Raw genomic sequence first — 26,085 nt, forward strand, 5'->3', positions numbered from 1 at the left:
TCGGTCAGCCAGACCTGGTTGAGGGTCTTCACCGTGCTGAACTGCCGGGCCACCAGGTCATCGTGGACCGGTGGCCCGGGGTGGGTGCCTTTGCCCTTCTTGCGCTTGCTGATCACCGAGAACACCCCCTGAGGGCGGCAGAGCCGCCAGGCGGTGCGGTGGGCCATCTTCACCCCGGCGTCCTCCTCAGCAGTGTCGGCCAGATAGCGGTATCCGAACTCTGGGTCATCACGGTGGGCATCGATCAGGGCGTTGAGCCGGTGAGCCTCTTCCCATTCCTGGTCCGTCACGGGGTTGGCCAGCCACCGGTAATAGGGCTGGCGGGCGATCTTCAGCACCCGGCACGTCACCGATACGGGAACACCGTCTTCGGCAAGATCGCTGACGAGCGAGTACTTCATTTTGACGGGATCCGGGCCTGGCCGAAGTAGGCAGCAGCCCGGCGCATCACCTCCAGCTCCTGTTCCAGTGCCCGGTTACGCCGACGCAGCCGGCGGAGTTCTTCGCGCTCATCAGTGGTGGCACCAGGCTTGCGATCAGCGGACTTGCCGGCATCGAGGTCAGCCTGGCGCAGCCACTTATGCAGGATGCCTTCGTGGATGCCGAAATCAGCGGCGATCTGACCGATCGTGGTGTTCTCATCCCGGTTCTGCGCGAGCCGGATGACATCGTCACGGAACTCTCTGGGGTAGGGCTGGGGCATGATGACAATCCTTCCAGGCCAACCATCGGCTAGCCAGACCAACTGTCACCTACCCCTGCATCAGCCCCGTGACCGGTGCTCTCAGCCACCCGGCCACCGCATCGCTGGGATAGGGTTGACGATGCTGACGGGTACTGCATTTCTCTACAGGAGGCAGCGATGAGCTTCAATGTCTATCTTTCAGGTGAAATCCACACTGCCTGGCGGGACGAGATCAAACGCGGTGCCGAGGCCGCCGGTTTGGACGTCATGTTCACCGCACCGGTGACCAACCACCCCGCAAGCGATGCAGCCGGCGACCATCTGGGGGAGACGCCCAGCCAGTTCTGGCGCGATCACCAGTCAGCCAAGGTCAACGCCATCCGCACCCGCACCCTCATCGAGAACAGCGATATGGTCGTTGTGCGCTTCGGCGACAAGTACAAGCAATGGAACGCCGCCTTCGATGCCGGGTACTGTGCGGCGCTGGGCACCCCGTACATCACCCTGCACGATGAGGACATCGTCCACCCACTCAAGGAAGTGGACGCCGCAGCTCAGGCATGGTGCCAAACGACCGATCAGGTCGTCGAGATCCTGCGCTACGTGCTCAACGCCTAAGAGCTCTATCACCGCGGTTGCGGGGCGGGATTTCACTCGCCCGCCGCGCCGGTGTGAGGGCTCACCATGCGCTGACTCCCGCCGCGACTGCCCTCGCGATTACCGTCGGCTGGAGCACAGCAATCTCGAGCTCGGATTACACGAACGCCGCACCGTCGCTGTAAGGAAGGGTCTGTTTTTGACTCCGGCGCACGTGCTGTCGAAAATGCGGTGGGACATGGATCTCACCGACACCGAATCCGGTCGACAGCGCCGACCGTGTGGCTGCAGTGCAAAGCCCGTCATGATCCCATTAACGGGATCTCTGCTGGCGCGGAAGGGCGGTCGCGCCGAATCGGAAGCTCATGCGCTCTTCGACGAGTCAGACTTCTTCGTCGAAGACTTCTTTCCATCGGACTTCTTCCCGCCTGACTTCTTTCCATCGGACTTGTCGCCACCGGACTTCTTGCCGCCCGAGGACCCGCCCGATTTCTGCTTCGACCCACTGCGCTTGCGATCCAGTGAGGACTTCAGCGCCTCCATCAGGTCGACGACATCAGCGTCATCATCACCGTCGGCCTCGTCAGGCGTCTCACCGAAGGTCGCCTCGGTATCGAGAGTGTCACCAGCTTCCAGCTTGGCGTCGATGAGCTTGCGCAGCTCGACCTGGTAATCATCCTCGAACTCCTCGGGGGTGAAATCCGAGGCGAACTGCTCGACCAGCGCGCCGGCGAGCTCCTTCTCCTTGCTGCTGATCTTCGCCTTCGACTTCACGCCCTTGAAGTCGACGCTGCGGACCTCATCGGCCCATAGCATGCCCTGCAGCACGAGCACCTTCCCGCGCACCCGCAGCACACCCAGCCGGGTCTTCTGCCGCAGCGAATACGTCACCACCGCGGTCCGATCGCTGTCCTCCAGCGCCTGGCGCAGCAGCAGATACGACTTCGGCGACTTCGCCGCAGGCTCCAGATAGTACGTGCGGTCGAGCATGATCGGATCGATCTGCTCAGTCGGGACGAACTGCACGACCTCGATCTCGTCGTTGTCGCTCTCCGGCAGCGCCTCGAAGTCATCATCGGTGACGATGACGGTGTCGTCATCGGACTCGTAGGCTTTGTCGATGTCCTTGTACTCGACCTTCTCACCGCACACCTCACAGCGCCGCTCATAGCGGATCCGCCCGCCATCGGCGTCGTGGACCTGGTGGAAGGACACGTCGTGATTCTCCGTGGCGCTGTAGGCCTTGACGGGAACATTCACGAGCCCGAAGGTGATGGCGCCGGTCCATATCGCTCGCATAGCATGGATTCTACGCAGAAAGGGACCACGATGGCGTCAGCTCGCAAGAAGTTCCAGGTCGGAGACCGCACGCTCACCGTCTCCAATCTCGACAAGGTCCTCTACCCGGAGACCGGCACTACGAAGGCCGACGTCATCCGCTACTACCTCACTGTCGCTGACGTCCTCATCCCGCAGGTCAGCGGCCGGCCGGTCACCCGCAAACGCTGGGTCGACGGGGTCGGCACCGCCGGCGAGGCGGGGGACGCCTTCTTCCGCAAAGACCTGGAGGACTCGGCCCCGGACTGGATCCCCACCGGCACGATCAAGCACAAGAGCGGCACCAACACCTATCCGGTGGCCGAGGAACCGGCCGTACTTGCGTGGTTCGGCCAGGTCGCAGCTCTCGAACTGCACACCCCACAGTGGCGCTTCGGCCGCAACGGCCAGCCGCGCAACCCCGACCGCCTCGTCCTCGACCTCGACCCCGGCCCGGGAACCGACCTCACCGACTGCGCCACCGTCGCCACCTGGTGCCGGGAGATCCTCGAGGACATGGGTATGCCGACCTACCCGGTGACCTCCGGCTCGAAGGGCATCCACCTCTACGCCGCTCTCGATGGTCGGCACAACGCCGAGCAGATCTCCGGCGTCGCCCACGAACTCGCCCGCGCACTCGAAGCCGACCACCGCGATGAGGTCGTCTCGACGATGAAGAAGACCGACCGCACCGGCAAGGTCTTTCTCGACTGGAGTCAGAACAGCGCCTCGAAGACCACCGTGAGCCCCTACTCCCTGCGCGGCCGTCTGCGCCCCACCGTCGCCGCCCCGCGCACCTGGGAGGAACTGGCCGACCCAGAGCTTGCTCAGTTGGAGTTCGACGACGTCATCGCCCGCGTCGAGGAGGGGCTTGACCCAATTGCGGACCTCGGTGCTGACCGCCTGGAGACCTACCGGTCGATGCGCGACGCCGCCAAGACCAGCGAGCCGGTCCCGGCACACAGGCCAGCCGGCACCTCGGGAACGGATGACCTGAGCTTCGTCATCCAGGAGCACCACGCCAGCAGCCTGCACTGGGACTTCCGGCTGGAGCACTCCGGAGTGCTCGTCAGCTGGGCGGTGCCCAAAGGCGTGCCGCTGAAGCACAACGTCAACCGACTGGCCGTCCAGACCGAGGACCACCCGCTCGAATACGGCAGCTTTGAGGGCACGATCGCCAAGGGCGAGTACGGCGCCGGAGAGGTCTCCATCTGGGATGCCGGCACCTATGAGCTCGAGAAGTGGCGTGAGGACACGGAGATCATCGCCGTGCTGCACGGCCGCAAGGACGGCGGGCTCAAAGGTGTGCCGCGCCGGTTCGCGCTCATCCGCACGAAGGGAATGAACGGGAAGAACACGTGGCTGCTGCAGCTGATGAAGGACCAGCCCGGCGACGGGAACGCTCCCGCGCCCGAGGCGGGGAAGACCGGCGAGAAGGGGTCTCCTTCTACAGGTGGCAAGGACTCCGGCGACGTTCCTAAGCTCAGCGACATCCCCGCCCCGATGCTCGCCCGCGCAGGCTCGGAGGCTGATATCCGCCTCGGGAAGGGCAACGGCGAGACGTGGGTCGCGGAGATGAAATGGGACGGCTATCGGATGCTCGCCGGTGTGGGCACCGGGGGAGTGGTGCTCGCCAGCCGCAACGGCAAGGACATGAGCGCGCAGTTCCCGCAGGCAGGTGAGTTCACTGAGCTGCTGGAGGGAACTGGAATCCTCGACGGAGAGCTTGTGGCCCTCGATGAGGACGGGCGGCCGAATTTCAGTCTGCTGCAGGCGATGCTCAGCGGCGAGGACGACGTGCCCGATGACGCCGAGCTGCGTTACATGGTCTTCGACATCCTCGCCCACAACGGTCGCTCGCTCATCCGCGAAACCTACCGGGCCCGCCGGAAGATTCTCGCCGAGGTGCTTGATGAAGGTGAGTACGTCACCGTGCCGCCTGCTCACGACGGGTCGCTTGAGGCGGCGGTCAAGGCCAGCCGGGCGCTCGGGCTCGAAGGGGTCGTCGCCAAGCGCGCCGATTCGGTCTACCTGACCGGTCAGCGCGGCTCAGCGTGGGTCAAACTCAAAACGCAGCTGCATCAGGAGGTCGTCGTCATCGGCGCCCGCGACGGGAAGGGTGCCAGGGCTGGTGGGATCGGTTCGCTGCTTGTCGCCGTGCCTGATGGTGACAGCGAGCTGCGCTACGCCGGCCGGGTCGGCACAGGATTCACCGACCGGCAGCTGGCTGAGATCGAGGCGACGCTGCGGAAACTTCAGCGCAAGAGCCCGCCAGTCGACGATGTGCCGGCCGAAGACCAAGCTGATGCGTGGTGGGTGAGGCCGACGCTCGTCGCCGAGGTGGCGCTTGCCGGGCGGACGCGGCAGGGCCGGGCCCGGCAGGCCGCCTGGCGCGGTTGGCGCGATGACAAGGATCCTGACGAGGTGCGGTGGGAGGTGTGACGCGTCGTGACGGAGCCGTGGGAAGCTGCAGTCTTCGCCGGTGTCGATCTCGCTGCCGAATCGGGCAGGACCGGATTCGCCCGACTGCAGCGCACGCCGCAGGGCCGGGTCGTCGTGGAAGACGCCGGCTGCGGGCTCGATGATGAGGAGCTTATCGAGATGCTCAGTGGGGTCTCGAAGGCCGGCATTGATGTGCCCTTCGGCTGGCCGGCGGGGTTCGTTGAATTCGTCGCAGATCATGCACTGCAGCAGCACGCGGCGCCTATGGCAGCAGATGTGCGGTGGCGCCGGGGGATGGTCCTGCGCCGGACGGATCAGCTGGTGCACCAGTGGTGCGGTCTCACGCCTTTGAGCGTGGCTGCCGATCGTATTGCGTACCCGGCGCTGCGCTGGGCTGCAGTCGAGGCGCGCCTGCGCGATCGCGGCATGGATTGCCAGCGCGATGGCGCTGGGCGGGTATGTGAGGTGTACCCGGCAGCAGCGTTGAAGGTGTGGCGGCTTCCATTTCGCGGCTACAAGCGGGACGGGCGGTTGCGGGAGGACATCGTGACGGGGCTGATCGAGCGGTGTGCAGTTGACTGGAACGGATACGATTCGGTCTGCATGTCTTCGGATGACGCTCTCGATGCGGTCATCTCTGCTTTGGTGGCCGTCGAGGCGGCAGAGGGGCGCACGCGCGTGCCGACAGCAGCGGAGCAGAAAGATGCCCTGACAGAGGGGTGGATCCACGTTCCGTTTGGCACGGTGGCCGTGTGAGTGGTGCATGTACGGCACCGCAGTGTCACGAGCGAGTTTCAGTCCCGGAGGGTTGGTCGATGGTGCCGTTGGGTACTCGTGCCTCTGGTTCCACGTCGCCGAACATTTTGCTACCGTGATGAAAGTCACATGCGGATGGTGATGCGTGCCTCTGTTCTGAAGTCTCAGTCAGGGTCTGCGGGACGGCGCGGCTCTGTCTGGTCCTTGTCCACAGTTCCGTTTCGGCTATTCCTTCGCAGGTATGAGTGACCTAGTTTTAGTTTAACCCGAAGAGGAGTCGACAGGATGCGGTTCACAGGACGAGGCGTAGTGATGGGTGCGTCGCTGAGCGCGCTGGTGCTGGTCGCTAGTGGGTGCACCGGGGCCCCGGAAGAGGAACCGACTCCGTCGTTTGCTTCATCCACCGCCGATGCAGAGCCGAACCCTGAGCTCACCGAGCCTCCGTACGAGACAGAGTTGAACCTAACGCCGGATGAGAAGAAGGCGGCGGACGAGGCTTACGACGTTTTGGTCAATTACATCAAGTCGAACAACGAGGTATTGGCTGACTCGGGAGGGGTTCCTGACCGAGCGCTCCAGTACACAAGCGGAGAGCTGCGTGACAAACAGGCCGAAGAATACGAGTCAATGACCGAGAAGAGTGAAGTGGGGGTCGGTGGAGTTACCCACACCTACCATCGTCTCGAGCAACTTGACCTACGTAACAACGAGCCGAGTGAAGCAATTTTCGAGTCGTGTGTGGATTTCAGTCACTTTGACATTCGAGATCGCGACGGAAATTCGCTTGCTGGAGTGGACACAGGCCCAACTTTTACCATATACACGCTTCAACTGGTAGGGCGCGATTGGAAGAACGTCGATATCGAATTTCCGGAATTTACATGCGACTAACGTTCCGTGGACTACTAGGGCTCTTGGTCGTTTCTTTGGTAGCGGCAATAATGGCTATGGCGAGTTTGCAGGCCACTGTGGCTTCTGCCGGACCTTGCTCCTCTGACCTCCTTGGCCAGAAGTTTCGATCGAAATGCAAAGACAGCAAGACGGGACCAAAACGCGATCGGACACCACCGAAGAAGGACCGCGACGGTTCGGGCCGGGGTGGCGGCAACCGCAACGGCGACAATTCCGATCGTGATCGCCGGGACAACAACGCTGATTCCGGGCCTCGGGCCTGCCAGTTGCTTGAGGGCGACCCGGGGAGCCGGGCCAGGCAGTGTGAGCGCCGGCGGCCGCCGGCGCCGGATCGTGACAGCAACAGCCCGCCTGACACAGACTTCTATGTGGAGCCTCCACCGGATGTGACATGGGAAGACGTCGGGGAGACCTCGATCCCACCGTCTGACATCTTCGTCATGCCCGAAGGGTGGGGTGTGGTGAACAAGCCTGTAGCCGTATGGGCCGGCAACAATTCCTCGCGGACAGAGACGATGGAGCTCGCCGGATACACGGTCGAGATCCGGGTGACGCCAGCGCAATACAAATGGAACTTCGGTGACGGCGACACAACCACCACGACCTCAGCCGGCCGCAAGCCCAGATACGCACACGACGCCGATATCAGCCATTCCTACACGGAAAGCGGTGAGTACACGATCAATCTGACGACCAGTTACGTCGGTCAGTTCCGTGTCGACGGCGGAGCATGGGAGGACATCCCCGGTACCGCTGAGATCGCCTCGACACCGGTGCCAGTCGAGATCTACCGGTACGTGCGCTACCTCGTCGACGAGGACTGCACCAAGAACCCCGGCGGTCCAGACTGCCCATGAGAACGCCGTCGGTGCGCTGGGCGATCGTCATCGAACCTCAGATGTGAGTGCCGGCGTTGACGACACGTCCCGAGGAGTCACGCCAGAAGTAACGGCGCACGCCACACTCATCTGATCACAGCGGGTGGACCAGCTCGGCGCCGGTGTCGAGAGCTTTCTCGGATCCGGGGTCAGGCGACCGTGCGCCCACCGAGCTGCCCGCCGGACTCATCGCGCAGCCGTGGTGTCACCTGCCGGTGCGGGCGGATGCCGGTCTTATCAGCGTAGAAGGCGCGGATCCGATCCATATCGGATGCGATATCACCGGTCATCTCCAGGGTCGGGCCGAGCCCGGTCGTGTGCGTCGTCGAATCGACGTAGCCCAGGGTCACCGGCATGCCGGTCTCGCGAGCGATGCGGTAGAACCCGGATTTCCAGTGGGTGTGCCCGCTGCGGGTGCCGTCCGGGGTGATGACGAGCCCGAAGATCTCCCCAGCGCGGGCGGCCTCGACGACCTCGGCGACGACGCGGCTGGGATTGTCCCGGTCGACCGTGATGCCGCCGGTGGCGCGCATGAACGGCCCCCGCCAGGAGCGGAACAGGCTCTTCTTTCCCATCCAGCGCACATCGATGCCCAGCTCCCAGGCGATGCAGAGCATGAGTATGAAGTCCCAGTTCGAGGTGTGGGGTGCGCCGATGAGGATCGTCGGCTGAGTCGGTGCCGGCTGGGTGCGCAGCGTCCAGCGGCTGAAGCGCCAGAAGGCGCGGGCGGCGAGTCGTCGGAGCATAGCTTAACCTTAGAGCACTCTCGAGCCCCGAAGCGCACCGGTCCATCCGGCGTGCAGCCAGGCGCGCAACGTCGGTCACCGCTCCCGAGGTGGTTCACACGATGCACAACTCGTTGCCTTCGGACTCGTGCATGAGCAGCCAGTGGCCCGCCGGTTCGTGGAACTTGCCGACACAGGCCGGCGGCTGTTCTTTCAGAAGATGCCCGAGGTCTGTGCGGCTGACCCCGGCTGGTGCGCCTCAGCGCCGACGGCGCCGGCCGGTGCCGAAGATCCCGCAGGCGATCTCGCGGGCAGCGGTGCGGGTGAACTGCCGGAACTCGCGGGAATTCACCACCTGCTCGAGCATCGTCCGATCCTGTCTGCCGGGCGTCGTCGGCCGGCTGCGGCTGGTTCTGCCCGCCCCTGCGGTGCCCGCCAGCGGGATCCGAGCCTCACCGTGTTCGGCATCCGGCCCGCTGCCTGGCGCCGGCTCCGGGCCCGAGGTGCCCTCCGCCTCGGCGGCGGCAGCACCGGCTTCCAGGCGCTGGGTGAGGATCTCGCGGGCCGATTCCCGGTCGATGCGCTCACCGTAGGTCGCCTGCTGGACAGAATCGGCGACGAGCTGCTCCATCAGGGCCGGGTCGCTGGGACCCATCTTCGAGCGCGGGGCGAAGATCTTCGTCGCAGCGACCGGGGTCGGTGCCCCATCGGGATCCATGACGGTCACGATCGCCTCGCCGGTGCCCAGCGTGGTGAGCAGCTCACCGAGGTCGACATCAGTCGTCGGGAAGGTCGACACCGTCTCCTTGAGCGCTTTGGCCTCCTTGGGAGTGTGGGCGCGCAGCTGATGCTGGATGCGCGAGCCGAGCTGGGCGAGCACCGCCTCGGGAACGTCGGTGGGCTGCTGGGTGACGAAGAAGACGCCCACACCCTTCGAGCGGATGAGACGCACCGTCTGGGCGACCGAGTCGAGGAACGCCTTCGACGCGTTGGCGAACAGCAGGTGGGCTTCGTCGAAGAAGAACACGAGTTTCGGCTTCTCGGCGTCGCCGACCTCGGGCAGGGTCTCGAACAGTTCGGCGAGCAGCCACATGAGGAAGGTCGAGAACAGGGCCGGGCGGTTCTGCACGGCCAGCAGCTCGAGCATCGAGATCGTGCCGGCAGCCCCTTGGGTGCGCAGCAGATCGGAGATGTCGTATTCGGGTTCGCCGAAGAACGCGTCGGCACCCTGGATCTCCAGGTTCGCGATCGCGCGCAGGATCACCCCAGCCGAGGCGGTGGAGACTCCGCCGATGTCCTTCAGGTCCGCCTTGCCCTCCGGGGAGGTGAGGAAGGACAGCACCGCCTTGAGGTCGGAGAGGTCGAGCAGCGCCAGGCCTGCGGAATCGGCGTAGTGGAAGATGAGGCCGAGGACGGACTCCTGGGTGTCGTTGAGGCCCAGGACTTTCGACAGCAGGAGTGGTCCGAAGGAGCTGACGCTCGCACGCATCGGGATGCCGGTGCCCTCTCCGCCAAGGGAGTAGAAGGTCACCGGGGAGGCTTCGGGCTGCCAGTCCTGGCCGTTGGCTTGGGTGCGGGCGGTGAGCTTCTCGGACGGCTCACCGGGGCTCGCCATGCCGGACAGGTCGCCTTTGAGGTCGGCTGCGAAGACCGGAACGCCGGCTGCCGAGAGTGCCTCGGCGAGCACCTGCAGGGTGATGGTCTTGCCGGTGCCTGTGGCACCGGCGATGAGTCCGTGGCGGTTGAACATCGCCAGCGGGATGCGCACGCGCACATCAGGGGCGGGGGTGTCGCCGTCAAGGGCGGAGCCGAGGTCGATGGCGGGTTCGTCGAAGGTGTAACCGGCGCGGATCGTCTCAAGGGCCTGCGTGTCGCTCATGAGGTCATTCAAGCACAGCAGGCGCGCGCAGCAGCGGCGATCGCTTCAGGGGCCGGTAGGAGCACACCATGCGGTTCTCTCTGCGTGGGCCGGGAGTCTGCGTTGGCTCTGGTTCTTGCCTGGTTGACTCTGGTTCTCAGCTGCAGACAGGTGATATCATGAGTGATATCAAACGGAGGTGATGCGTGATGGCTGCGATAGTGGTGCGAGGACTCGAGGAATCGGTCAAATCCGCCCTGGCTGCGCGGGCGCGGAAGCACGGGCGCTCCATGGAAGCTGAAGTGCGCGAGATTCTGACGCAGGCGGCCAGCAGACCGAATATCGGAATGGCACTGATGCAGGCCGCTCGGGAAGCTGGAGGCGTTGATGAGCTTCCCGTTCCCAGCAGGGACGAGCGCGCACGCTCGGTGGACTTCGCGTGATCGTCTTAGACACGAACGTCATCTCGGAGCTGTTCCGTCCGCTGCCGAACCCGCGTGTGGTGGCGTGGCTCGAATCGCTGTCTGGTGAGGTTGCGATCACTGCGATCACGGCTGCCGAGCTGTTGGTCGGTGTTCGCCGTCTGCCCGGCGGCAGACGTCAGACGCAGCTTGCACAGAGTGTCGAAGCTGTCCTGGACCAATACCGGCGGCTCAATGCTGTGCTGCCCTTCGACGTCGCCGCTGCATCTCATTACGCAGAGCTCGTCGCCAATCGTAAAGCTTCGGGATCTCCCATCAGCATGGCTGACGCGGAGATCGCGGCGATCTGCCGCACTCATCTCGCAACGTGCGCAACGCGCGACGTCAAGGACTTCCAGGGAACTGGTGTCTCCACGATCAATCCGTGGGAAGCCTGAACAGCTCTCTCAGTCGGCGGTGGAAGGCTCGGCGGCCGTCGTGCCGGATGGGTGCGACGAGATCAGTCTGTCCGGCAGGCTGTCGAGCACTGGGGCATCATGGAGGCAGTCTGAGGGCACATGTGCGCCCGTCGACGATGACGATCAGGCTGGCGAGGAGACTGTTCTGTGGAGACTGGGACACATGCCCGAGAAGCGGGCAGCATCAGGTCGCCAAGGCGCGTCCTCGTGCTCCTGAATCCTCTGGCCGCTGACCGGCACCCCGGGTGTGCGACCGCGCTCGCCGCAGCTGCGGCGGACCTTGAGCTGTTCGTGCCGACCGGTGCTGACGCCCAGCTCCAGTTCAATGCCGCGGCCGAGGCGGTTGAGGCCGGTGTCGATGCGGTGGTCGTTTGCGGCGGTGACGGCACAGTGGCCGCCGGTTTCGCCCTGACTGCTGGCACCGGCATCCCGCTGGGCATCGTGCCGGCAGGCACCGGCAATGATTTCGCCCGCGCCGCCTGGATCGAACGCGGCGACCCGGTCGGCAGCCTGTCCCCGGCTGCTCGATGGGCTGCGGGACGGTGCGCTGCGGGACGGTGCGCTGCGCAGCTGCACGGTAGATGCGCTGCACATGACGGTCACGACTCCGGACTCAGGCCAGTCGCACGTATGGGTAGCGAACTCCGCTAACGTCGGCTTCGACGCGCTCGTCAACGCACGCGCCAACACCTACCGCCGGCTGCCTGTCACCGGACGCTACCTCGTGGCGCTCCTGCGCGAACTCCCAGCATTCCGCCCGGCACGATTCCGCATCTCGCGCGACGACCAGCCGCCTCAGAATCTGACGGCCACGCTCATCTGCGTGCAGAACGGGCCCTGGATCGGCGGCGGCATCCCACTGGCCCCCGCAGCCGACCCCAGGTCCGGGACCGCCGTCATGAGCACAGTCGACAGGATTCCCCGCCTCGTGCTGGCAGGCCTCTTCCCGCTCATCTATCTGCGCGCCCACCGACTGTTGGCACCGCTACGGCAGCATCGGGTCGAACGCGTCCGGGTCACAGTCCCCAGCGGCGTGCCGGTCTACACAGACGGCGAGGAGATCCTCCCCAGCAGCCACGACGGGGCCGAAGTGGAGATCGCTGTCATGCCCCGGGCTGTCCGCCTCATCCAGGGTCTGCCCGACTGACAGCCTCCGTGTGGGGCATCATGGATGTATGAGTGAGATCACCATTGCACGCATCTATGACGACAACGCAGGTGGCTATCGCGTGCTGCTCGACCGGCTCTGGCCGCGCGGCATCAGCAAGGAGGACGCGGATCTGGATCGGTGGGCCAAGGACGTTGCCCCGAGTGATGATCTGCGCACGTGGTTCCACAACGGCGGAGACTACAGCGAATTCGCAAAGCGCTACCGCGCCGAGCTCAAGGACAACGAGGCATTCGACGACTTCGCCGCCACGCTGGCCGAGCAGAAGAACATCGTGCTGCTGACCGCGTCGAAGGACCCCGAGCAAAGCCACCTGAGCGTGATGAAGAAGATCCTCTCCTCACGCGGCACGAAGAGCTGAGCTGCGGCTGCATCGCCGCAGCCGGCCGTCAGACAGCCGGCAGTCGGGGCAGCACGCAGTTCAGGCGAAGAACTCCTGGCTCGCCACGCTCGGGGCATCGGGGCCGATGACGTCGATGAGCACATCAGCATCCCGGTAGGAGGCGTGCCGGGTCCACCCGTCGATGCCGGCCAGTGCCGCATGGGCGCTTTCAGCGCTGCGGAAGCCACCAGGGACCGGGTGCCGCCAGTGCGCGGCGAGCACCACCCCGCCCGGGCGCAGGCTCGCCGCCGCCGAGGCGAGGAATCCGTGGAATGACGCGTCGCTGAGGTAGTAGGCCAGTTCGCTGATCACGATGAGGTCGAAGCTGCCGGCAGGCCAGTCCTCGATCCCGGCACAGCGCACCGCGACCGAGGCGCCGGTCCCGCTGGCAGCCAGTCGCTGACGGGTGGCGTCGACGGCAGCGGGCACGACATCAGCGCAGATGAGCTCCTCACAGCGGCCAGCGAGCTGCTCGCTCAGCATCCCGATCGAGCAGCCGGGCTCGAAGACCCGGTCGAATCGCGGCTTCGGCAGCATCGCCATGATGAGCGCAGCGCGTCTGCGCTCGTACCACCGCTGGCCGACCGACCACGGGTCGTCGGCGTGCCGGTAGAGGTCATCGAAGCCGGCCGCTGGATGGACGAAGAGCACCTGCCTGTCCCGGCACATCCGCTCACGCACCCTCGCCGGCAGCACCACCGCCTCGGGCCCGGCGGCCGGATCCCGGTCGACCGCGACCCCGCAGTCGAGGCTGACCTGGGAGCGGAAGCAGGCGAGCGCGCCCGGCAGCACCGCGCGCATCCGCTCCGGCACATCGAGGCGCACCGCGGCGGCCGCGAGGTCATCGGGCAGGGCCGTCGGCGGTGTGTGCTGCCACAGCCACACCGGATACTCGACGACCGGGCAGGTCGGCCGCGTCGCGGCGGCGGCGAAGGCGGCCCGGCCGGTCGCGTCGTGATCGGTGTGGCCGTCGGTGCGCAGGGGAGCGGCGATCCACGTGCCGGTCGGCAGCTCATCGAGCAGCTCAGCCAGCCGGCCGGCCAGCATCTCCTCATGATCGGCGACCGCGCCATCGGGGATCGACAGGCGGGTGACCGGCGGGACGGGGCGGCCGGCGGCAGCGGCGATCACCTGCAGGGCCGCGGCGGTCTCGCTCCGGCGCACGGCGGCGAGCTCGGCCGGGTCGATGGCCTCCGGCGGGTGCGAACCCTCACCGTCGGTGACCGCGACCAGGCGGACCGGGATCCCGGCCTCAAGGGCTGCGGCGAGCAGCCCGCCGGCGCCGGCGATCTCGTCATCGGGGTGCGGGGCGACGATGAGCAGCCCCGGCAGCGCCTCGGCTCCCGGCCAGGCGGGCAGGGCGGCGGCGAACGCGTCGAGGTCCGTGCCCGAGACGGCAGGCACCTGGGCGCCGGAGAACGTGCGCTCGCCGTTGGGCTCGGCTGCGGGATCAGGCTCAGTCATGCGCTGGAGTGTGGGCTGGGGTGAGCCCGATGAGCCGATCCCAGACTGCGGCCGGATCTGCGGCGACGGAGTGTTCGGCGACCTGGTCGGCGATCGCGGCCTCATCGGCTTCGGCGTGGGTCTGGCGGATATAGACGCTGAGGTCGGCCACGAGCTGCGCGTGCTCGCCGTCGCCGCACAGCGGCCCGGCGCCCAGTGCCCGGCCGACGCGTTCGATGACATCGGCTGCCATCCGGTCGATGCGGGTGCGCACCGCCAGCGCGCGAGCCATCATGAGGCCCGAGGAGTTGTCGGGGTCGGCGTCGATGAACGCGGCAGTCGACTCCAGCAGCGCCCAGCCAGCGGCAAGCTCGGTGGCCACCGCACCGGCCTGCGCGGCGATGAGCGGGGAGACGCCATCGCGCAGCGCCTTGGCCAGCAGCGGTTCGGCCACGGCGCGGGCGCCACCGAACCAGCAGGCAGCGACCCCGGCGCCGCCGTGCCAGAAGCCGGGCCGATCGAGATAGTCGCGGTGGCTGCCGAGCCGGCGGGCCGGCACCGTGTCGAACGCGACCCAGCCGGAGTCGCTGGCGGCCATTCCGACCGCCGGCCACGTGTCCGGCACCGCGCGCACACCGGCCTGGCGCAGGTCGACGGCGAAGAACCCCACCTGCCCGGTTTCCTCCCGGGCGGTCACGAGCGCGTGGGTGCACATGCCGGCCCCTGAGCACCACGGTTTGGTGCCGGTCAGCGACCAGGCACCGGCCGCCTCGGCGGCGGTGAGCTGCGGCTGCGGCGGCTCAGCCGCCCAGACGCCCCAATGGGTGCCCGGTTCGACGAGGTCGGGTGCGCCGAGGTCGGTGGTGATCGCCTGGGCATCGGCGTGGGCTTCGATGAAGCGGGCGGTGACGAGGTCCGCGCGGGCGAGGCGCGCCAGCGTGGCGAACCGGGTGAGGGTGTCTCCTTTCGCGGGGTGGGGGAGTGCGTGGCCGGTGAGCTGCGCGGCAAGCCGGCCGCGGGTCTCGGTCATGAGATGAGCTCCTTGAGATCGTCGGACAGGCCGCCCGGCGAGCGGCCGTGGGTGCGGCGGGAGGTGGTGACGGGGATGTCGAGCGGCCAGCGCACATCGAGGCCGGCGGCTTGAGCGCGGGTGACGAGGTCGACGTCCTCATGCACGGCCAGTGCCGCGAATCCGCCGAGGGCATCATAGGCGCGCGGGTGGAAGGACAGGTTGGCGCCGTGGATGTGGCGGTGGCCGGCCGAGGTGATGCCGGCGGCGTAAAGCGCAGACCAGCGCGTGCCGAGCGCATCGGCACCGTGGGGCTGCGCTGGGGGTTCGAGGCAGACGGTGCCGGCGATGAGCTCGGCGCCCTCAGCGCTGAGCTGAAGCAGGCGGCGGCACCAATCGGCGGGCACCGCGCTGTCGGCGTCGGTGGTCGCCAGCCAGGCGGCCTCCGGTGCGGTGGCGCGCAGGTGGGCGAACCCGGCGTGCCGGGCCGCACCCACCCGACCGAGACGGACCGGCAGCACGTCTGCGCCGTGGGCGCGGGCGGTGGCTTCGGTGGCATCGGTGCAGGAGTCGGCGACAACGAGGACGCCGAGCTGGCAGCCAGCTTCGGCCGCCGAGGTGTTGAGCGCGTCGAGCGCGCGGGGCAGGAGCGCTTCTTCGTTGTGGGCGGGGACGACGACGTGCAGCTGTGCGGAATCCGTCACCTGTCCATCCCTCCTGCCACTGTTCTCCCAGGAGCGGGCGGGCCATTCCCAGGGAGTCAAGGAACCTTGTACTGTGATCCTACCTGCTCATTCTCATCACGGCACGGGTGCGACTGCGCATCACGGCACGGGTGCGACTGCGGCGACGATGAGCTGACCTGAGGAGACACTATGGGCAGACGACAGCACTACGCCGGGTTCTACGGACTCGCCCCAGCGCCGTGGGAAGGTGACCGGCCGAAGACGATCGTGGTGGGCAACTGTCAGGCGGAATCGATGCGCATCCTGCTGGAATCCAGCGGCTGGCTCACCACCATGCGGATCCCGCCGATCTTCGAATGGACTGCCGAGGACACCGCCCGGGCCCGGGAGCTCATCGAGGGCATCGATGTGCTCGTCATCCAGCCGGTGCACGCCGACTACCGCGGCTTGCCCTGCGGCACCGAGCAGCTCGAAGCCCTTTTGCGACCGCAGGCGGTGAGCGTGCGGATCCCCTCCCTGCGCTACAACGGCCTGCACCCATATCACGCGATTGTGCGCGATCCGCAGGATTCGAGCCTCGACCCGCCGGTGGTGCCGTACTCGGATCTGCGCACCATCATCGCCGCTGCCGCCGGCCGCGACCCTGCCGATGCGGCCGACTGGCTGGCCGGCGCACCGCCGCTGAGCCCGCAGGCGATCACAGCGGCTGCCGAGGAGTCGGTCTCCCAGCTGCGTCGCCGGCAGGCCGCCCACGACACCGTGGTGATGGATGATGTGCTCGCCGCCGCCCCGCACTGGCCGACGATCAACCATCCTGATACCGCGACGCTCATGACCCTGGCCCAGCGCACGCTCGACCGTGCAGCTGCGGCCACCGGAGCCGAGGCGGGGCTCACCGTGGTGCAACCGGGCCGGGAGCTGCTCGGCGGGCTGGAGGCGCCCGTGCGGATGGAGGCGGCAGCGGTGCTGGCCGCAGGGCTCCGCGAGGGCGCTCGGGAAGACGCGTGGCAGTCACGTGACTGGGATGCGCCGGTCAGCGAAGACCAGGTGGCTGCCGAGCAGGTGGCGTTCTGTCAGCGCCCCGGCTTCGTCGAGGCGGCACTTGCGCGCTGCCGAGAGCGCATCGAGATTCTCGGGCTTGACGCGCTGCTGCCCTGAACCGCGCCGGTTCAGTCGGCGCCTGAGTCCTGTTCAGCGTCAGTGATCTGTTCAGCGCGGTCGAGATCGGCAGGCGTGTCGATGTCGATGAGCTCGGCCTCGGTGGCCGGGATGAGGGTGATCTCCCGGTCGCGGTAGAGCGCCTTGACCGGAAGGCCGACAGCAGACCCTAGGCCGGCCACAGCATCCCGGAGGACCGCCTCGGGCCAGGCGGCGCACAGAAACTGCACCCGCCCACTCGGATCGACGGCAGCAGCCGGAGACCCGGCCGCGGAAGACTCGCGCAGCCGGGCGAGCAGAGACGCGGTGATCGCCGGCATATCACCGGCCAGCACCAGGATGATTCTCTCACCTGTCGGCAGTGCGGCAAGGGCGCAGCTGATGCCGTGCAGCGGTCCGCCGAAAGCCGGCTCCTCGTCGACGAGGAGCAGTCGGGTGAGCGTCCCGGCATCGATCCCGGCAGACGATCCGCACACGACGATCTCGCCCGCCCCGACGGCTTCGACAGTGGTGAGAAGCGAGGCAATGACCGGACTCCCGGCGATCTCGATGCCCGGGGTGTGCCGGCCGCCGAAGCGGCTCGAACGCCCACCGGTGAGGATGATCGCCGCCGTGTCCATACCATCAGCCTACGGGTGCTGCCCGTCCCGCAGCGGCCACCGCCTCGGGCGCGGACCGCTGAGCACACCGGGAACACCGGATGCCGGCCAGGTGACCGGCGTCACCGGTGGGCTAGGCTGGAGGACATTGACCAACTGCAGATGAGGGCGCAGTGACGCTGCGTGGAGAGGAGATCCGATGGACGACCAACACCACGAACAGCGAACCGGCAGCAGCACCCGGCCCGATCGGCACAAGCCCGCAGTCACCTCCCACAGGCCGGACCTGGCCCATCAGCCCGATGACTCCTTCCTCACTGGGCGGCGCAAGGCCGCCCAGCGGTTCTTCCACGAGTTGACGTATCCGCATAACATCCACCCGGCGCTGGTGCCCGGTGTGTCGGTCGAAGACCAGCGCATCCGCTACCGGGTCGACAAGGTCATCCTCACCGTCGTCGGCGCGCTCATCGTCGGGTTCATCATCTGGGGCATGATCAACCCCGGACAGGTCACCGCGGTCTCGACCGCGGCACTGAACTGGACGATGCTCAACCTCGGCTGGATCTTCAACACCCTGGCCGTGGGCATGATCCTGTTCCTGCTCGTCATCGCGTTCTCCTCATACGGGCGCATCCCGCTCGGGCTCGACGGTGAGAAGCCGGAATACTCGACCGCCTCGTGGGCGGCGATGCTGTTCGGCGCCGGCATCGGCATCGGCATCATCTTCTTCGGCCCCTACGAGCCGATGACCTACTACCTCTCACCGCGGCCCGGCGCCTATGACCCGGCCACCGTCGAGGCGATCAAGGGCGCGATGGCCCAGGCCGCCCTGCACTGGGGTGTGAGCGCCTGGGCGATCTATGCGATCGTCGGCCTGGCCGTGGGCTATGTGTCCTACCGGCGCGGCCGGGTGCCGCTGATGTCCTCGATCCTCATGCCGCTCATCGGCGGCGACTCGCGCAGCGCGCCGGCCCGCATCATCGACGGCCTGGCGATCATCGCCACCCTCTTCGGCACTGCTGCCAGCCTCGGCATCGGCGCCCTGCAGATCGCCCGCGGCGTCGAGGTCGTCACCGGCTGGGGCCCGACGGGCAATCGGATGGCGCTCATCATCATCGTCGTGCTCACCATCGGCACGATCATCTCCGCCGTCGCCGGCATCGCCAAGGGCATCCGCCGGCTGTCGAACTTCAACATGTTCCTCGCTATAGGCTTGGCGCTGTTCTTCTTCGTCGTCGGACCGACGATCTTCCTCATCAACATCATCCCCGGCATGATCGTGCAGTACTTCGACACGATGCCCCAGATGCTCTCAGCCTCAATGGCCGACAGCCCTGAGATGCAGGAGTTCCTGTCGTCGTGGACGACGTTCTACTGGGCATGGTGGGTCAGCTGGTCGCCGTTCGTCGGCGTGTTCACCGCCAAGATCTCCCGCGGGCGCACCATCCGCCAGTTCATCCTCGGCGTGCTGCTCATTCCCTCGACGATCATCGTGCTGGCGTTCACGATCCTCGGCGGCACCGCGATCTGGCTGCAGCGCACCCGCGGCTCGATTGCCGCCGACGGCACGGCAGCGTCGCTGCCGGCACCCGAGGAGATCTTCTTCGTCGTCCTCGACCAGCTGCCCGGCGCGCACATCATGGCCCCGATCGTCATCGTCATGCTCGCCGTCTTCTTCATCACCACCGCGGACTCGGCCTCCCTGGTCAACTCGCAGCTGTCCCAGGGCGGCAAACCCGAACCGAACAAGCTCATCACCGCGTTCTGGGCGGTCTGCATGGCCGGCATCGCCGTCGTCATGCTGCTCGTCGGCGGTGAGGACGCGCTCACCGGCCTGCAGAACCTCATCACCGTCACTGCGCTGCCGTTCTCCGTGGTGCTCGTGCTCATGTGCATAGCCCTGGTCAAGGAGCTGCGCAGCGATCCGCAGACGATCCGCAAGAGCTATGAGCGGTGGGCGCTGCAGAAGGCGATCCGGCGCGGCATCGACACCTACGGCGATGACTTCACCATCACCATCGAGCCGACCGATCCGCGCAGCGAATACGCCACCGGCGCCGGCGTCGACTCCCACGCTGAGGAGCTGACGAACTGGTACGCCCGCACCGATGAGGACGGCAACCCGGTGCCCTATGACTACGCCACCGGCCGCTACCTCGACGGCAAAGACCACAACGGCGACCCGTACCCCGATGACGAGCCTGACGCCGAGGCGGGGGAGACCACCGACGACACCGCGGCCGAGGCGGACGGCGAGGACGGCGCCCACGCCGCCTCCCAGCGCGAGGACTCCTGAGAGGAGCCGGGGATGGCCAGTCAGGTGGTCCGGCCAGCGCAGCGGATCAAGGAGCTGTTCACCGACTACGTCGTCATCCTCGGCTACCTCGCCGTCCTCACCCTGGTCTTCGCCGGGTTCTATGCCGGTGTGCTCGGCGGAGTGCCCGAGTTCAGCCCCGTCCACGCCCAGCTCATCGCCACACTGACCTCCGTCGTGCCGATTGTGCTGATCTTCTCAGCCCTGGACTACCACCGGCCCTGCGGGACGGTCGGCAAGCGGCGCGTCGGTCTGCAGGTCGCCTACCGCACCCGCGAACCGTGGCGGGCACTCGTGCGCAATGCTGTGAAGTTCACGCCCTGGCAGCTGGCCCACATCGGGGTCATCGACGGCGTCTACACCGAGTTCAACCGGCCGGTCTCCCACATCTTCATGTGGGCGGGCATGGCGCTGCTTTTCCTGCTGCTCGGCATGGGGCTGCTGCGCGCCGACGGCCGGCATCTCGGTGACATGCTCGCCGGCACCCAGGTCGTGCCGGCCGGGAGTACAATCACGCCATGACCGCACAACTGCCCGGCGGAGCCGTCCACCCGCTGCCCGAGGACCTGCGCGCTGAGCTCATCGCTCACGCGAAGGCCGGTGAGGCGTGGCTGGACATCACCACACTGGCGCGCAACGAGTTCATCTGCTGGGTCGAAGACGCCAAACAGGCCAAGACCCGCGAGCGCCGCATCCGGCGGACCCGCGAGGAGCTTGAGGATGGGATGCGCCGTCCGTGCTGCTGGCCCGGCTGCAAGCACCGCGAGCGCACCGGCAGGCCACCGGCCGCCCAGGGCAGCTGACCCTCAGTCGTTCTCCTCTGTCGCGGCAGAGACCCGGTAGACGCCGGGCAGTGCGGTGAGCGCTTCGACGAGCCCGCCGTTGCGGATGTCCTTGCCCGGAGTGAAGCGCAGCGAGGCCTGGATGATCTCGCCCTTCCGGCCGTGCAGGCGCTGCGTGTGGGTCAGCGCCGCCTCGTATCCCAGCTCCGAGGCGGTGGCGAGGATGTCGCGCAGCACACCGTGGCCGTCAGCGTAGCGGATCGTGATGTAGCGCGAATGGCGCGGATCCCGCATCCGCTTGACTGCGAAGGTCACGACGAACACGGTCAGCAGGTACAGTCCGACCGTCAGCGCCGCAACAGTCGGCATGCCCGCACCGCAGGCCATCCCGACCGAAGCGGTCACCCAGATGCTGGCCGCCGTCGTGAGCCCGGAGACGATGTTCTGGCGCACGAAGATGACACCAGCACCGAGGAAGCCGATGCCGGTGACGATCTGCGCGGCGATCCGGGCGGGATCGCGGGTGACGTCCTCAGCTGAGGCGAAGCCGTAGACCGACACGAGTGTGAAGAGGGCAGCGCCCAGGCCGACGAGGATGTGCGTGCGTGCCCCGGCGCTCTTGTGCCGCAGCTCGCGTTCGACGCCGATGATCGCCGAGAGCACGAAGGCGGCCACCAGCAGCACGGCCTGGGTGCCCAGGTCGGCGGGAAGGAGATCAATGTCCACGTCGGTGTCCTCACTCCCTGTTCTGTCAGCTGCCGTCGCCGAGGCGGTGGGCACCGGTGCCGGGGACGAGTCCGTTGCGTGCAGCGAAGGGGTCCCAGCCCGGGTCGGCATGGACGTCGAGTTCGACGAAGTCGCAGGCCTCACGGGCCTGCTCCGGGCTCGTAAGCGATGCGATGAGGGCAGCGGTCATGTCCATCCCGGCAGCCACACCCGAGGATGTCCAGCGGCTGCCGTCTTCGACCCAGCGGGCGACCGGCTGCCAGTCGACATCGCTTCCGAAGCCTGTCGCCCACGCGTAGGCGCGCTTGTTCGTCGTCGCCCGGTGCCCGTCGAGCAGCCCGGCCGCTGCCAGCAGCGCTGATCCGGTGCACAATGATGCCACCACCGCGGCGCCGGCACAGTACTCCCGCAGCCAAGTGAGGAACCCGTCCTCGGTGACGAGCCGGCGCGTGCCGAAGCCGCCGGGGACAAGCACGATATCGGCTGCCGGGGCTGCGGTGCAGGCGGTGTCGGGCACGATCCGGGTGCCCTGATGGCTGACGACCGGCTCACCGGTGGGCCCGAGCATGACGATGGTGAAGTGATCGGGCAGCACGCTGAGCAGCTCGACGGGCCCGAAGACATCGAGCAGTTCGAACCCCTCGAACAGGACGACGGCGACAGTGCGGTTCTCCACCATCCCAGTCTACGCAGGAGAACTCCGAAGCAGGTTCCGGTCGACTGAACCCGGGCAGCACAAGGGCGGAGCAGCATCGTCTGCTGCTCCGCCCTCTCAGCGGGTCCAATGGATCACCTGCTCACCGGCACGTGATCACGCGTGTCATCAGGCCCGATTGCGGCGGGTAAGCGCGACAGCTGCGGCACCCGTTGCGAGCAGTGCGAGTCCGAATCCGACGGACATACCGACCTCGGCGCCGGTGCGCGGCAGGTCGCGGTCGTCGTCGCGGCCCGAGCCATCGTCATCGCGGCCGTCGTCATCCTTGCCGTCGTCGTCACCGGGCTTGTCAGAGGGCTTGTCAGATGGCTCGTCCGAGGGCTCGTCCGAGGGCTGGTCGCTGGGCTGATCGGTCGGATCATCCGAAGGCGTGTCCGTCGGATCATCGCTCGGGTCGTCCGTCGGGTCATCGGTCGGGGTCTCCGTCGGATCATCCGTGGGATCCTCGGTCGGCTCCTCGGTGGGATCGTCACCAGCCTTCCAGTTGACGACGGTGCAGGTGACGACCTGTTCGCGCTCGACTGTCAGGCTGAAGCCGGTCTCACCGGCGTTCTCAACCGGCACATCGACCGGCTCCTCACCGCTGGTCTCCCGGCACACAGCGTTCTTGCCGTCCTGCTGCAGCAGCGTGAAGTCGTCCTTGAGCGTTTCGGTGATCGTCGTGTCCACTGTCGGGTTGGAGACGAGATCCTCATAGGAGAAGTTCGCCACGCCGTTCTCATCGGTGGTGGCCTGCGCGGGGTCGGCGTTGGTGGCTGTGAAGTCCCAGCCTTCGGCCGGCTCCGGCTCAGCCTCGCCGATCTGCGTCTTCTTCAGCACCGTCACGCTGCCTTCGCAGGTGGCGGCAGCGATCTGCCGCAGACGCTCGCCGAGCTGGTTGTAGTCATCGGCGGAGAAGTAGTCGGAGTTCTCATTCGGGCCTGAGATCTGCACGATGTTCTCGATCGTCGGCTCGCTGCCCACGGCGATGCCGACCATCTTCGTGCCTTCGCCCTTAACGCCGTTGGCCGAGGTGATGGCGGTGTCGAGGTCGATCTGGTCGAACCGGGTTCCGCGGTCGGTGTTGTCACCCTCACCGGGGGTGCCGTAGGCGGTCGGCTTGCCGTCGGTGACGAAGAGCACGGCGTCGTAGCTCTTGCCCTGGGCCTGGGCGATGCCGCGGTCCCAGTTGGTGCCGCCGTCGCTGCTGGCAGGGCGTGTGAGTCCGTCGATGCCGTCCTTGACGCCGGCGGCATTGCCGGATTCGGCGATGCTCGTGACCGGGATATCGGCGTTGTCGCCGGCCGGGGCGAAGGTGGCGAAGGTCTGCACGCCCACGGAGCTCGGAGTGCCGGTGAGGGTGTCGACGACGCCCTTGGCGGCTTCCTTGGACTTTTCGACATCGGCATCGGTCAGGGAGTTGGACAGGTCGAGCACGATGCCGAGGTTGAGGCCGCAGCGATCAGGCAGGGATGGGTTCGGAGCTGGTTCGATGGACTGCGCAGCAGCAGGGGAAGCCCCGATGAACGCCGTGGCGGCGACCAGGGATCCAGCCGCGGTTGCGGCAAAGAGGCTGCGGAAGCCACGTGAACGGGTGGGTGGTGTCATGTTCTCTCACTCAGTTAGGTATATATTCATACGAGACATGGTTCACGTTATATAAATGTCACTGTCAGGTCAATCACAGAGACGCCGCTTTCTCTGAATAATGTCTGTGTGCGCGTGGGGGCTGGCTCGTCACTAGACTGTACGCCATGAGTTCACAGACCCAGACGACCGGCACCGGTGAGACCCGAGCGCAGACGAAGCTGCACACCACGCAGATCGGCAGCGGCAGCGGTGACACCGAGAAGATCGTCTTCCTCCACGGCCTGTTCGGCCGCGGCAAGAACTTCACCTCGATCGCCAAGGGCCTCGAGCCTGAATGCACGAGCCTGCTCGTCGACCTGCCCAACCACGGGCAGTCCCCGTGGACCGAGGAGTTCGACTACGTCGAGATGGCCGATGCCGTCGCCGAGGAGCTCGTCGCCTTCGGTGCCGAGGAGTCGCCTGTCGGTGTGGTCGGGCATTCGATGGGCGGCAAAGTCGCGATGATGCTCGCCCTACGTCACCCCCAGCTGGTCGACCGCCTCGTCGTCGAGGACATCTCGCCGGTCAGCAGCGCAGACTCCTCACACGATGCCGGCAGCGGCTTCTCCCACCTGCTCAACACCCTGCGCGCCCTCGACCTCTCCACCGTCGACTCCCGCAGTGAGGCTGATGAGAAACTCGCCAAAGACATCCCCGATGACCGAGTGCGCGGCTTCCTGCTGCAGAACCTGCGACCCGGCGACGACGGTTACTACTGGGAACCGAATCTCGACCTGCTGTGCCGCTCCCTGTCGAGAATCGGCGACTTCCCCGACACAGACGGCAGGACCTACGACCGGCTCGTCCTCTGGGCCGCCGGAGAGAAGTCCGACTACATCAAGCCCGAGTACACCCCGGCGATGCGCGCCCTGTTCCCGCGCATGCTCAAGATCACCATCAAGGGAGCCGGGCACTGGATCCACTCGGAGAAGCCCCAGGAGTTCCTCGCCGCGCTGCGGCGATTCTTCATCTCTTAAGCGCCGCAGCCGCCTCGAACGCGCGCCGCAGGTGGTCTCGCGCTGGTAGTTTTGATGCCATGCATGATGACCAGCCGGGACACCCGGACCCCACGCGTTCCCCACATCCCCAGCCGCACACTGCCCCCGGCCCTGAGACCGGCCGCAGCCCAGACCACCACGCGGCGCCCATGGCACCGGCAGCTTCGGTCGGCCAGCCCACGCCAGCCAGCGCTCCGTACGCCGCAGCGGATCTGCCCGCAGCTGACCCCTCGACCGCTCCCTCCGCCGCGGAGCGCGGTCAGACGCATTCGGAGTTCTACCGTTTGCCGAGCAACCGCTGGTGGAAGGGCGTCATCACGATCATCGCGCTGCTCATCACGATGCTGGTCGCCTCTTTCGTCTTCACCCTCATCGCCGGCATCATCGACCTGGCCACCGGTCAGCTCGATATCGAAGCGGCAATGGAGGGCGAGATCGGTATGTCGCCGCTCATGCTGCTGGCCACCAACCTCTCACTCATCGCACTCGCCGTCGTCGCGCTCATCTTCCACCGCTTCCTGTTCCGGCAGCGCATCGGCTTCCTCAACTCGGTGGTCGGACGGTTCCGCTGGACGTGGCTTCTGTGGAGCCTCATCCCCATCGGCATCGGCTTCGCCATCTACATCACACTGCTCGTCGTCAGCAGCGACTGGGATGCCTACGCCCCGCTGCCGGCCGGCATGACGATCTTCTACCTCGTCGTCGTCCTGCTCACCACCCCGTTCCAGGCTGCAGCTGAGGAGTACGTCTTCCGCGGCGTCATCCAGCGCATCGCCGGCTCCTGGGTGCGCGGGCCCATCCCCTCGCTCATCCTCGGCACCGCCGTCAGCTCCGTGCTCTTCGCCGCAGCCCACATGGCCGGCGACCCGTGGCTGATCCTGTACTACTGGCTCTTCGGCGTCTTCCTCTCCCTCCTCGCCCACTACAGCGGCGGTCTGGAGGCACCGATCGTCATCCACGCGATCAACAACGTCGCCCTGTTCGTCACCGCGACCTTCAGCGGTGAGATCGCCCAGGAGATCGACCGCTCGGCCGGTGCCGGCGGGCCGTTCATGCTCATCCCGGTCGCTGCGATCCTCGTCGTCTCCGCCGCAGCGATCATCCTCGCCCGAGTGCGCAGCGTCCAGATGTACGGTGTGGCCGAGGAGATTCCGCGCCGCGGCGCCGCGACCACCGGAGCTCCGGTGCAGCAGTGGGGTGCCGAGGCGCCAGCCCCGCTGCCGTACGATCACTACGCGCTGGCCGATGCCGGACAGCCGCCCGCTCCCGAGGCGGCGCCGCCACAGCACTTCGGCACCGGCTGGCAGGACGGGAACGCCGGCCAGCCCGGACCCAGCCAGCCCGCCCCCGGGCAGACAGGTCAGCATCGTGGCCAGCAGCCAGGTCAGCAGCCGCCCGGCTGGCCGGACCAGCGGTGACAGCGACAGCGGCCCGGGGGCCCGAGGGG

27 protein-coding genes and 1 pseudogene are annotated in these 26,085 nt (G+C 66.9%); 16 read left to right on the forward strand and 12 right to left on the reverse strand.

Annotated elements, in window-relative coordinates; genetic code table 11:
- Positions 1–338: pseudogene (locus tag M3B11_RS09305) on the reverse strand (IS3 family transposase); the annotation flags it as partial.
- Between the two features lie 59 nt (positions 339–397).
- Positions 398–703 (reverse strand): transposase, encoded by a 306-nt coding sequence (locus M3B11_RS09310; RefSeq protein WP_259877220.1) that lies wholly within the window; start codon positions 701–703, stop codon positions 398–400.
- Positions 704–862: 159 nt separating this feature from the next.
- Here M3B11_RS09310 and M3B11_RS09315 point away from each other — a divergent pair, with 159 nt between their 5' ends.
- Positions 863–1,303 carry a YtoQ family protein gene (locus M3B11_RS09315; RefSeq protein WP_259877221.1) on the forward strand — a complete coding sequence of 147 codons (441 nt, stop codon included), beginning with the start codon at positions 863–865 and terminating at the stop codon, positions 1,301–1,303.
- A 342-nt stretch (positions 1,304–1,645) separates the two neighbouring features.
- On the opposite strand, the gene M3B11_RS09320 is transcribed toward M3B11_RS09315, so the two are convergent.
- Positions 1,646–2,581, reverse strand: a complete 936-nt coding sequence (locus M3B11_RS09320) for a Ku protein (protein WP_259877222.1) — start codon at positions 2,579–2,581, stop codon at positions 1,646–1,648.
- Between the two features lie 30 nt (positions 2,582–2,611).
- On the opposite strand from M3B11_RS09320, the gene M3B11_RS09325 reads away from it, so the two are divergent.
- From M3B11_RS09325 to M3B11_RS09340, 4 genes are all read left to right on the forward strand, one after another.
- On the forward strand, positions 2,612–5,041 hold the full coding sequence (locus M3B11_RS09325; protein ID WP_259877223.1) for an ATP-dependent DNA ligase: 2,430 nt from the start codon (positions 2,612–2,614) through the stop codon (positions 5,039–5,041).
- 6 nt (positions 5,042–5,047) lie between these two features.
- Positions 5,048–5,797, forward strand: a complete 750-nt coding sequence (locus M3B11_RS09330; protein WP_259877224.1) for a DUF429 domain-containing protein — start codon at positions 5,048–5,050, stop codon at positions 5,795–5,797.
- 285 nt (positions 5,798–6,082) lie between these two features.
- Positions 6,083–6,688, forward strand: a complete 606-nt coding sequence (locus M3B11_RS09335; protein WP_259877225.1) for a hypothetical protein — start codon at positions 6,083–6,085, stop codon at positions 6,686–6,688.
- 407 nt (positions 6,689–7,095) lie between these two features.
- Positions 7,096–7,566: a PKD domain-containing protein gene (locus tag M3B11_RS09340; protein WP_259846776.1), complete on the forward strand. Its 471-nt coding sequence runs from the start codon at positions 7,096–7,098 to the stop codon at positions 7,564–7,566.
- Positions 7,567–7,736: 170 nt separating this feature from the next.
- Here M3B11_RS09340 and M3B11_RS09345 read toward each other — a convergent pair whose 3' ends face one another.
- Positions 7,737–8,333 carry a 1-acyl-sn-glycerol-3-phosphate acyltransferase gene (locus tag M3B11_RS09345; protein WP_259877226.1) on the reverse strand — a complete coding sequence of 199 codons (597 nt, stop codon included), beginning with the start codon at positions 8,331–8,333 and terminating at the stop codon, positions 7,737–7,739.
- A 238-nt stretch (positions 8,334–8,571) separates the two neighbouring features.
- Positions 8,572–10,191 (reverse strand): DUF853 domain-containing protein, encoded by a 1,620-nt coding sequence (locus tag M3B11_RS09350; protein WP_259877227.1) that lies wholly within the window; start codon positions 10,189–10,191, stop codon positions 8,572–8,574.
- Between the two features lie 188 nt (positions 10,192–10,379).
- Between M3B11_RS09350 and M3B11_RS09355 the strand changes: the two genes are divergently transcribed.
- The 5 genes from M3B11_RS09355 to M3B11_RS09375 all read left to right on the forward strand — a co-directional run bounded on the left by M3B11_RS09355 (position 10,380) and on the right by M3B11_RS09375 (position 12,579).
- Positions 10,380–10,613, forward strand: a complete 234-nt coding sequence (locus tag M3B11_RS09355) for a FitA-like ribbon-helix-helix domain-containing protein (RefSeq protein WP_170274957.1) — start codon at positions 10,380–10,382, stop codon at positions 10,611–10,613.
- Positions 10,610–11,029 carry a type II toxin-antitoxin system VapC family toxin gene (locus M3B11_RS09360; RefSeq protein WP_259877228.1) on the forward strand — a complete coding sequence of 140 codons (420 nt, stop codon included), beginning with the start codon at positions 10,610–10,612 and terminating at the stop codon, positions 11,027–11,029. Before M3B11_RS09355 ends, M3B11_RS09360 begins: the two co-directional genes overlap by 4 nt.
- A 228-nt stretch (positions 11,030–11,257) precedes the next feature.
- On the forward strand, positions 11,258–11,701 hold the full coding sequence (locus tag M3B11_RS09365) for an acylglycerol kinase family protein (protein WP_259877229.1): 444 nt from the start codon (positions 11,258–11,260) through the stop codon (positions 11,699–11,701).
- Positions 11,643–12,197 carry a diacylglycerol kinase family protein gene (locus M3B11_RS09370; RefSeq protein WP_259877230.1) on the forward strand — a complete coding sequence of 185 codons (555 nt, stop codon included), beginning with the start codon at positions 11,643–11,645 and terminating at the stop codon, positions 12,195–12,197. The genes M3B11_RS09365 and M3B11_RS09370 overlap by 59 nt, the downstream gene beginning before the upstream one ends.
- Positions 12,198–12,225: 28 nt before the next feature.
- Positions 12,226–12,579 carry a DUF488 domain-containing protein gene (locus M3B11_RS09375; RefSeq protein WP_259877231.1) on the forward strand — a complete coding sequence of 118 codons (354 nt, stop codon included), beginning with the start codon at positions 12,226–12,228 and terminating at the stop codon, positions 12,577–12,579.
- Between the two features lie 60 nt (positions 12,580–12,639).
- On the opposite strand, the gene M3B11_RS09380 is transcribed toward M3B11_RS09375, so the two are convergent.
- From M3B11_RS09380 to M3B11_RS09390, 3 genes are read right to left on the reverse strand one after another with little or no spacing between them, the layout of a single operon-like run.
- A complete protein-coding gene (locus M3B11_RS09380) occupies positions 12,640–14,064 on the reverse strand; it encodes a PIG-L family deacetylase (RefSeq protein ID WP_259877232.1) in 1,425 nt (474 codons plus the stop codon).
- Complete coding sequence (locus M3B11_RS09385) at positions 14,057–15,073, reverse strand: acyl-CoA dehydrogenase family protein (protein ID WP_259877233.1); 1,017 nt, start codon at positions 15,071–15,073, stop codon at positions 14,057–14,059. The genes M3B11_RS09380 and M3B11_RS09385 overlap by 8 nt, the downstream gene beginning before the upstream one ends.
- Positions 15,070–15,756, reverse strand: coding sequence for a glycosyltransferase family 2 protein (locus tag M3B11_RS09390; protein ID WP_259877234.1), 687 nt, complete (start codon positions 15,754–15,756; stop codon positions 15,070–15,072). The genes M3B11_RS09385 and M3B11_RS09390 overlap by 4 nt, the downstream gene beginning before the upstream one ends.
- Before the next feature lie 171 nt (positions 15,757–15,927).
- Here M3B11_RS09390 and M3B11_RS09395 point away from each other — a divergent pair, with 171 nt between their 5' ends.
- Positions 15,928–16,896, forward strand: coding sequence for a WcbI family polysaccharide biosynthesis putative acetyltransferase (locus M3B11_RS09395; RefSeq protein WP_259877235.1), 969 nt, complete (start codon positions 15,928–15,930; stop codon positions 16,894–16,896).
- 11 nt (positions 16,897–16,907) lie between these two features.
- Here the strand turns inward: M3B11_RS09395 and M3B11_RS09400 are convergent, their stop codons facing one another.
- Positions 16,908–17,516 carry a molybdenum cofactor guanylyltransferase gene (locus tag M3B11_RS09400; RefSeq protein ID WP_259877236.1) on the reverse strand — a complete coding sequence of 203 codons (609 nt, stop codon included), beginning with the start codon at positions 17,514–17,516 and terminating at the stop codon, positions 16,908–16,910.
- Between the two features lie 178 nt (positions 17,517–17,694).
- On the opposite strand from M3B11_RS09400, the gene M3B11_RS09405 reads away from it, so the two are divergent.
- From M3B11_RS09405 to M3B11_RS09415, 3 genes are read left to right on the forward strand one after another with little or no spacing between them, the layout of a single operon-like run.
- Positions 17,695–19,791, forward strand: a complete 2,097-nt coding sequence (locus M3B11_RS09405) for a BCCT family transporter (protein WP_259877237.1) — start codon at positions 17,695–17,697, stop codon at positions 19,789–19,791.
- A 12-nt stretch (positions 19,792–19,803) separates the two neighbouring features.
- The gene (locus M3B11_RS09410) at positions 19,804–20,331 is read left to right on the forward strand and encodes an RDD family protein (RefSeq protein WP_259798087.1); all 528 of its coding nucleotides are present in this window, start codon (positions 19,804–19,806) and stop codon (positions 20,329–20,331) included.
- Entirely contained in the window at positions 20,328–20,612 is a 285-nt protein-coding gene (locus M3B11_RS09415) for a YdeI/OmpD-associated family protein (RefSeq protein WP_259798085.1), read from the forward strand. The genes M3B11_RS09410 and M3B11_RS09415 overlap by 4 nt, the downstream gene beginning before the upstream one ends.
- 3 nt (positions 20,613–20,615) lie before the next feature.
- Here the strand turns inward: M3B11_RS09415 and M3B11_RS09420 are convergent, their stop codons facing one another.
- From M3B11_RS09420 to M3B11_RS09430, 3 genes are all read right to left on the reverse strand, one after another.
- Positions 20,616–21,317: an MgtC/SapB family protein gene (locus tag M3B11_RS09420; RefSeq protein ID WP_259877238.1), complete on the reverse strand. Its 702-nt coding sequence runs from the start codon at positions 21,315–21,317 to the stop codon at positions 20,616–20,618.
- Between the two features lie 25 nt (positions 21,318–21,342).
- Positions 21,343–21,993, reverse strand: coding sequence for a DJ-1/PfpI family protein (locus tag M3B11_RS09425; protein WP_259877239.1), 651 nt, complete (start codon positions 21,991–21,993; stop codon positions 21,343–21,345).
- A 147-nt stretch (positions 21,994–22,140) separates the two neighbouring features.
- On the reverse strand, positions 22,141–23,619 hold the full coding sequence (locus tag M3B11_RS09430; protein ID WP_259877240.1) for a vWA domain-containing protein: 1,479 nt from the start codon (positions 23,617–23,619) through the stop codon (positions 22,141–22,143).
- A gap of 146 nt (positions 23,620–23,765) precedes the next feature.
- On the opposite strand from M3B11_RS09430, the gene M3B11_RS09435 reads away from it, so the two are divergent.
- A complete protein-coding gene (locus M3B11_RS09435; RefSeq protein WP_259877241.1) occupies positions 23,766–24,617 on the forward strand; it encodes an alpha/beta fold hydrolase in 852 nt (283 codons plus the stop codon).
- A 170-nt stretch (positions 24,618–24,787) separates the two neighbouring features.
- Positions 24,788–26,056 carry a CPBP family intramembrane glutamic endopeptidase gene (locus tag M3B11_RS09440; protein WP_259877242.1) on the forward strand — a complete coding sequence of 423 codons (1,269 nt, stop codon included), beginning with the start codon at positions 24,788–24,790 and terminating at the stop codon, positions 26,054–26,056.
- Positions 26,057–26,085 lie beyond the last annotated feature (29 nt).

This window comes from Brevibacterium sp. p3-SID960 (assembly GCF_025144725.1).
GTDB lineage: Bacteria > Actinomycetota > Actinomycetes > Actinomycetales > Brevibacteriaceae > Brevibacterium.